A 7187-nucleotide genomic window follows, 5' to 3' on the forward strand; every position below is an offset into this window, starting at 1 on the left:
GTTGGCACTGTAGGTTCGGGTGTGATCTGCGTCAAGCCCCTGACCCGGGCTCCTCGCGAGGTACGGGACCATCGACGATCCCGGCCGCTCGCAGGTCGGCGATCTGCGCGCCGGTCATGCCCAGCACCGACCGGAGCACCTCGTCGGTGTGCTCCCCCGCGCCCGGCGCCGCGCACAGCCGAACCCGCTCCTCGTCCACCAGGCGGATCGGGCCGGGCATCAGCTCGGCGCCGCTCTCCTCCGCCGGCGACCACGGCAACCGCGCACGGAACTGCGGATCGGTGGCGATCGAGGCGGCGTCGTTGACCGCCGCGATAGGACAGTTCGCCTCGGCGCCGAGACGTACCCACGCCGCCGTGGTACGCGTCTCGAAGATCGCCTGCAGCTCCCGCCGCAGCGCCTGATTGCCGCGAGCGTGATCGGCGTACCGCTCGCCCGGGTTCGCCTCGAACAGGTCGGACCGGCCGACCGCGAGGCAGAAGTTCCGCCAAAACTCCCGCTCGGAGGCCATCAGCAGGACATGACCATCCAGCGACCGGTAGTACTGGTAGCGGACGGATCCCGCCATCCCGGCCACCCCCGGCGCCCGCCGGGCGCCGCCGTCCGACGGGTTCCCGGTCACCTCCGTCGCCGGCCGCTCGTAGGCCCGGGTGCCCTCGATGGCATACCAGTTGGTGGCCGCGGCGACATCACTCTGGGCGAGGTCGATGTGGGCCCCGACCCCGGTCGCCCGGGCCCGCAGCAGCGCGGCGCACACCGCCAACGCGCCCCAGACCGGCGCGACCCGCACCCCGACCGTGGTGTGCGGCGGCAGGTTGACGAAGCCCTCGTCGTCCACGGCCGGCACGGCGAGGCCGGCCCATGCGTCGAAACCGATGCCGTGCGCGGGGATGTCCCGGTAGGGGCCGGTCATCCCCCAGCCCGACACGCTGCACACCACCAGCGCCGGGTTGCGTTCCCGCAGCCGCTCCACGGTGATGCCCCGGCGCGCGAGGGCACCGGGACGCATCGCCTCGATGACCACCTCGGACCGCTCGGCCAGGTCCAGGTAGAGGTCCACGCCGGCCGAGGTCCGCAGGTCGATGCCGACGCTGCGCTTGCCCCGGTTGACATGCCAGTGCAGCAACGACACGCCCTCGATGATCGGCCAGGCCATGGTACGGACGTAGTCGCCGCCGGGGGGCTCGACCTTGATCACATCGGCACCCAGCTCGGCCAGGGTCATGCCGAGGGCGCCCGGCTCCAGCAGCGAGCTCTCCAGCACTCGTACGCCGGCCAGCAGTCCGCGCTCAGCCACGATCCGCCCCCGTCGCCAGGGCGTCGAGCGCCACCGCCCGGTCCGGCAGGGCGAGCAGCGGGTTGACATCGAGCTCGGTCACCACTCCGTCGAGGGCGATGTCCTGGACCGCCATGATCACATCGACCAGCGCCGCCAGGTCCGCCGGCGGCGCGCCCCGGTGCCCGGCCAGCAGCGGGAAGCCACGCAGCTCGCGGAGCATCCGATGCGCCTCGCGCCGGCCGAACGGTGGGATCCGGAACGCCACGTCCCGGTACACCTCCACGGCTACGCCGCCGATGCCGGCCATGACGACCGGCCCGAACACCGGGTCAGGGGCGATGCCGACCACCATCTCCACCCCGCCACCGAGCTGCTCGCTGACCAGGACGCCCTGCCAGCTCGCGCCCGCCTGCGCCGCGACCACCCGCTCGAACTCGGCCACCACGGACGCCACCTCGTCCGGACCGCGTACGCCGAGGCGGACCAGGCCCAGGTCGGACTTGTGCGCGATGCCCGCCGCGACCGCCTTGAGCACCACCGGTCCGTCGAACGACGCCGCCGCGACGGCGGCCGCTGTCGCGTCCGGGCAGAGCACGTCCCGCGTCACCGCGATCCCGTACCGGGTGAGCAGTTCCTTGGACTCCAACTCGGTCCAGGTCCGCCCGGGGGTGGCGGTAGGCGCGGGGTTCGCGCGTGGTTCGGGCGGCACCAGCTCGGACAGGTCGTCCTGGAACGCGTGGAAATCGAGGAAGGCCCGGATGGCGGTGACGCAGTTGCCGAAGGTACGGAACACGGGCAGCTGCGATCCCAGCAGCCCGACCCGGTAGGCGTCCTCGGTGCCCGACGGCGAGCCCCACACCACACACACCGGCTTGTCGGTGGTGGCCGACACCGCGACCAGGTCGGCCACGAAGGCGTCGCTCATCGGCGGGAAGGCCCCGGTGATCGGTACGACGAGGATGCCCACGCCGGGGTCGGCGAGGATGGTGTCGAGAATCTTCCGTCCCCGCCAGTCGCCCACCGGGTGTCCGCCGTTGTCCACCGGGTTGTCGATCCGCAGGTAGTCCGGAATCCACTCGCGTAACCGCTCGCGCGTCTGCGGGGTGAGTTCGGGCAGATCGATGCCGGCGGCGGTGAGCAGGTCGGCCATGTGCGCGCTGGTCCCGCCGGAAATCGAGTACACGCAGACGCCCGGGGCCGGCGGGCGCTTGGCCCGGGCGAACAGGGCGGCCGTGTCGAGCAGCTCGTCCAGCCCGTCGACCCGGGCTATCCCGTACTGGCGCAGCAGCGCCGAGACAACGTGGTCAGCGCCGGCTAGGTGTCCGGTGTGTGACTGTGCCCAGGACCGTCCGACCGCCGTGCGGCCCACCTTCACCACGACGATCGGCACGCCGAGCTGAGCGGCCCGAGCCGCCGCGCGCTGGAACGCCGGCCCGTCGTGGAAGCCCTCGAGGTATGCGGCGATCGCGCCGGTCTCCGGTAACCGGGCGAAGTAGTCGATGAAGTCGGCCGCGTCCAGATCCCCCTCGTTGCCGGTCGGTGCCCAGTGGCTGAAGCGGATGCCGAGCTCCTGCCCCTGGAAGACGGGTCGGCCCTGATGCCCGCTCTGGGTGATCAGCGCGATCGCCCGGCCGGGCAGGTCGTCGCGAAAGGCTTCGAAGAGATTCATGTTCGTGTTCGGCCCGAGCATCCGGACACCGCCGGCGGCGAGGCGACGGACCAGGTCGGCCTGCCGTCGGGCCCCGTCCGCCCCGGTCTCGGCGAATCCGGCGGCGAAGACCACGAGAAATCGGACGCCCTTGTCGACGGCGTCCTGCACCACCCGGTCCACGTCGCTGACGAGGACCACGGCGACATCCACGTCCCCGGGAACCTCTTTGACCGACGGGTAGGTGGGTGTCCCGTCGACCTCCGCCCGCCGGGGATTGACCGGCACCGCCGTGGCACCGGTCCGGGCGGCCCAGTCCCGAACCCGGCGCCAGTTGAGGGTGGTCGGCCGGCCCGGGGTGTCGGAGGCGCCGATGACGGCGACGGTACGGGGATGGAACAGCAGGTCGAGCTCCGGATCGGGCGGGACGCCCGCTTCCGCCGCGTCCCGGACCGGCACCGGCGGTGAGGCTGGTTTCATCCGTCACCCCTTCCAAATGAAGCAAGCGTTTGGTAGGTATAGCTCTACTAACAAACGTTCGTTTGTGTCAACACCGTGATCAGGGGTGCGTGGATGGATCACCCGCAGACGGAACCGACGCGTGACCGGATCGTGCTGGCCGCGTCGCAACTCTTCGCCGAGCACGGCTACCACGGCACGTCGATGCGCGACATCGCCGCGGCAGCCGGCATCCGGCCGGCCTCGCTCTACAACCACTTCCCCGGCAAGGAGGACATCCTGCTGGCGGTGGGGCACCGCTACTTCGCCGCCATGTGGCCGGCGCTACGGGCCGCCAGCGACCATCCCGGTGGCCCACTCGACCGGCTGCTCGCCCTGATCACCGCCGCCACCGAGGTCGGGCAGACCCACCGGTACGAACACCAGGCCCTGGTCGGCGAGATGCGGCTGATCCGGCGGACCCCCGCCCTCGCCCCACTGGTCGAGTCGGGGCTCGCCTGCATCGCGCTCTGGCACCGGGTCCTTGCCGCCGGGCAGCGCGACGGGGTGGTACGCGACGACGTGGTCCCCGCCGCGGCGACCTGGCTCATCTTCACCGCGATCACCGGCCTGGTCGACCAGGGCTACCGGTCGGACGTCCTCGGTGACCCCGCGGTACGCACGGTCTCCGCGCTCTGCGCCGTCCTCGTCGACGGGCTGCGCCACCCGAACACCCGCACCGGCACGCCCTGGCAGCACCCGCCGCTGGTCGGCGCATGAGCGAGCGTCAGCGAGCGAATCGTCAGTGCAGCGCCGTGGTGCCTCCTGTCGACAACAAGCGAAGCGAGGTGGCGGCATGAGCGAGCGTCAGCGAGCGAATCATCGGTGCAGCGTCGTGGTGCCTCATGCCGACGCCGAGCGAAGCGAGGTGGCGGCATGAGCGAGGCGGGGAGCTTTCAGGACCGGGTGGCGCTCATTCTCGGCGTGGGCAGGCCCCCGGGAATCGGCCGGGCCACCGCGCTGCGACTGGCCGCCGGCGGCGCGCACGTGATCTGCGTCGACGATCTCGCCGACGAGCAGGGGCCGCGAGACACCGCGCAGGTACCACCGGCGCTGTTCGAGGAGATCGTCGCGGAAGTCGACGCGGCCGGCCCCGGCCGCACGCTCGGTGTGGCGTACCCGCACCGAAGGGACTGGCCGGACCTGGTCCACGAGGTGGTGACCGAGTTCGGGCACCTCGACATCTGCTGCGCGCTCAACGGCGCCACCGGGGCCCAGGCCGGGGACGGACCGTTGCTCGACCTCGCGCCCGAGTCCTTCGAACGATGCTTCGACGTCAACGTGACGTGGAGCCTACGGCTGCTCAGCGCCGCCGCGCGAGCAATGATCCAGCTCGGCCGGCCCGGCGCGCTCGTGGCCCTGTCGTCGCACGCGGCGCGTCGCCCCACCCCGAACATCGGGGCGCTGGGCGCCGCCCGGGCCGCCGTCGAACACCTGGTGGCGGTCCTGGCCCAGGAGGTCGCGCCGTACGGCATCCGGTGCAACGCGGTGAGCCCACTGGCCGTCGGCCCAAGCCGCCTCCACCCCAACCCCGGCCTGGTCGCGCTGGCGGAACGGGAAGCCGGCTCACTCGACCGGTGGCTCAGCCGTGACGTCCCGCTCGGACGCTCCCAGGCAGCCGACGAAACCGCCGCCGTGATCGAGTTCCTCTGCTCGGACCAGGCGTCCTACCTCACCGGAGTGACCATTCCCGTGCACGGAGGAGCGAGCTGATGCAGTTGATCGGCATCGACACCGGGGGAACCTTCACCGACGCCGTCGTGCTCGACCACGGCGGCCGGACAACGGTGGGCAAGGCCCTGTCGACCCCGGGACGGGTCGACGACGGCGTCCTCGCCGCCGTCGGCACGGTCGCGGACAGTCTCGGACTCACCCTCCGCGACCTGCTGTCCGCCACGGACGTACTGGCCCACGGCACCACCGTCGGCCTCAACGCGCTGCTGACCCGCTCCGGCGCCCGGGTCGGCCTGCTGACCACCGCCGGATTCGAGTCGACACCGGCCATCGCCAAGGCGACGAAACTGCATCACCTGCCCGAGGAGGACCTCCGCGCGCCGAGCCGGTGGCGCAAGCCGGACCTGCCGCTACGCCGCGGCGACGTCGCCGGAGTGCCAGAGCGGGTCGACCTGACCGGAGAGATCATCATCCCGCTCGACGAGGAGGCCGCCCGAGCCGCCATCGCGCGGCTGGTCGCCGCCGGCGTGGAATCGATCGCCGTCTGCCTGCTGTGGGCGCCGGTGAACCCCCGCCACGAGCACCGCATCCGCGAGTTGGTTCACGAGATCGCGCCGGACCTGCACGTGACGCTCTCCAGCGACGTGGCCGCCCGGATCGGCGAGTACGAGCGCACCTGCACGACGGTCGTCGACGCGTACACCGCGCCGCTGGTCGCCTCGTACCTGCGCCGGCTCGAAACCCGACTGCGCGACCACGGCTTCGTCGGGGACTTCGTGGTCATGCGGATGGGCGGCGGCGTGCAGCCGGCCCCGGTGGCGCGTCGACAGGCGGTGCAGACCCTGCGCTCCGGGCCGGCCGGCGGGGTGTCCGCCACCCGGGCGCTGGGCGCCCGGCTGGGTCACGCCAACCTGATCGCCACGGACGTCGGTGGCACCAGCTTCGACGTCGGCCTGGTGATCGACGGTGAGCCCTATTCGGCCCGGCTGCCCACGATCGACCGGATACCGCTGGCGGTGCCCGCGGTGGACATCCCGTCGATCGGCACCGGCGGAGGCAGCATCGCCTGGTACGACCCGGCGCTCGGCACCCTGCGCGTCGGGCCGCAAAGCGCGGCCGCCCGGCCCGGGCCGGCCTGCTACGGGCTGGGTGGCACCCGACCGACGCTGACCGACGCCGTCGTCGTCCTCGGGTACGTGACCCGACTTGGCGCAACACTGACCCTGGACCGGGACGCGGCGAGCCGGGCGATCGACGAGCACGTGGCACGCCCGCTGGGTGTCGGGGTCATCGAGGCGGCCGAGGGCATCGTCCAGGTGGCGTGCGCGCAGATGCGCGACCTGGTCCGCCGTACCACCATCCAACGCGGACACGATCCGTCCGACTTCGTCCTCGTCGCGTACGGCGGCGCCGGTCCGCAGTACGTCGGCCGGTACGCAGAGGATCTCGGCGTGTCCGAGGTGATCATTCCCGCCCTCGCCCCCGAGTTCTCCGCCTACGGCGCGATCTCGGCCGACCTGCGCGTCGCCGAGGAGCGCGACCTGCGGCCGGTCCCGCTCGTCGAGGCGGGCCCACCGGTCGGTGCGGCGCTGGCCGAACTCGAGCCCGAGGTGGTGGCGCAACTCGGGGGCGGCCACCTGACCGTCCGTCGCAGTGTCGGGCTGCGGTTCTACCGGCAGCTGCAGCGCATCGACCTGCCGGTCCCGGCCGGCCCGGTGGACGCGGACGTGATCGAGGACTTGCTGGCACGGTTCCACAAGGCCTACGAGCTGGTCGTCGGGCCAGGAAGCGCGCCTCCGGACACGCCGGTCGAGGTGGTGGCCGTCGGGGTGGCGGCGGTACGCCCGATCGTCGTACCCGAACCCTCGCCGCGCCCGCGCCGGGGGGCGCAACCGGTGCGGACCACCCCCACCTGGTTCTCCGGCCAGGCAGACGACTGGCCGGTGTACCGGTGGGAAGCCCTCGGCGGCGGTCAGCGCATCACCGGCCCGTGCCTGGTCGAGTCGGACCAGACGACCGTCGTGGTCTATCCGGGCCAGGCCCTGCAGGCACTCCCCGGTGGAGACCTCCGCCCCATCCTTCAGGAGA

5 protein-coding genes are annotated in these 7187 nt (G+C 72.4%); 3 read left to right on the plus strand and 2 right to left on the minus strand.

Translation table 11 applies throughout. From position 1 onward, the window contains the following. Nucleotides 1-31 precede the first annotated feature (31 nt). Together FXF52_RS31765 and FXF52_RS31770 are read right to left on the minus strand one after the other, a co-directional pair. Complete coding sequence (locus FXF52_RS31765; protein WP_222870779.1) at nucleotides 32-1297, minus strand: CaiB/BaiF CoA-transferase family protein; 1266 nt, start codon at nucleotides 1295-1297, stop codon at nucleotides 32-34. Next, entirely contained in the window at nucleotides 1290-3407 is a 2118-nt protein-coding gene (locus FXF52_RS31770) for an acetate--CoA ligase family protein (protein WP_148802422.1), read from the minus strand. Before FXF52_RS31770 ends, FXF52_RS31765 begins: the two co-directional genes overlap by 8 nt. 93 nt (nucleotides 3408-3500) lie before the next feature. Here FXF52_RS31770 and FXF52_RS42020 point away from each other — a divergent pair, with 93 nt between their 5' ends. The 3 genes from FXF52_RS42020 to FXF52_RS31785 all read left to right on the plus strand — a co-directional run. Next, nucleotides 3501-4145, plus strand: coding sequence for a TetR/AcrR family transcriptional regulator (locus FXF52_RS42020; RefSeq protein WP_187413840.1), 645 nt, complete (start codon nucleotides 3501-3503; stop codon nucleotides 4143-4145). Nucleotides 4146-4301: 156 nt separating this feature from the next. Further along, nucleotides 4302-5138, plus strand: a complete 837-nt coding sequence (locus FXF52_RS31780; protein WP_148802424.1) for an SDR family NAD(P)-dependent oxidoreductase — start codon at nucleotides 4302-4304, stop codon at nucleotides 5136-5138. Continuing rightward, nucleotides 5138-7187 (plus strand): hydantoinase/oxoprolinase family protein (locus FXF52_RS31785; RefSeq protein ID WP_148802426.1); only part of this gene is annotated, 2050 nt, incomplete at its 3' end. The genes FXF52_RS31780 and FXF52_RS31785, both read left to right, overlap by 1 nt.

This window comes from Micromonospora sp. MP36 (assembly GCF_008119785.1).
Classification (GTDB): domain Bacteria; phylum Actinomycetota; class Actinomycetes; order Mycobacteriales; family Micromonosporaceae; genus Micromonospora.

Excerpts from the sequence above, each read along its gene's own strand:
- FXF52_RS31780 (WP_148802424.1), top strand. The coding sequence starts at position 4,302 with ATGAGCGAGGCGGGGAGCTTTCAGGACCGGGTGGCGCTCATTCTCGGC.
- FXF52_RS31770 (WP_148802422.1), bottom strand. The coding sequence starts at position 3,407 with ATGAAACCAGCCTCACCGCCGGTGCCGGTCCGGGACGCGGCGGAAGCG.
- FXF52_RS42020 (WP_187413840.1), top strand. The coding sequence starts at position 3,501 with ATGGATCACCCGCAGACGGAACCGACGCGTGACCGGATCGTGCTGGCC.